Origin of the sequence: Longicatena sp. 210702-DFI.1.196 (assembly GCF_020563125.1) — a bacterium.
Classification (GTDB): Bacteria; Bacillota_I; Bacilli_A; order Erysipelotrichales; family Erysipelotrichaceae; genus Longicatena; species Longicatena caecimuris.
Map to the genome: position 1 here is coordinate 1 of NZ_JAJCPX010000138.1, position 252 is coordinate 252.

A 252-nucleotide genomic window follows, 5' to 3' on the forward strand; every position below is an offset into this window, starting at 1 on the left:
TCGCATAGCTTGCACTTGTGTAGCCATCTGCCTGTACAGCTTTAGCTTTATCTAATGCTTTTTTCAGCTCTGCTTTATCTACAACAATTGGTTTTTCTTCCTTTTCCAATGCTGCAATGGCTTTTTCGATTGCTGTTACCTGTGCATTTACAGCATCCTGTATTGCCTTATCATCGGCATATACTTTTTCAGCTGCTTTGATTGCTTCTTGTAGTTTCGCATAGCTTGCACTTGTGTAGCCATCTGCTTGTA

The 252-nt window shown here is 40.5% G+C and carries 1 protein-coding gene; it reads right to left on the reverse strand.

Going from position 1 to position 252, the window contains the following annotated elements; all coding sequences use genetic code 11:
• Positions 1–252: hypothetical protein (locus LI241_RS15685; protein ID WP_227161109.1), on the reverse strand; the 252-nt coding region annotated here is incomplete at both ends.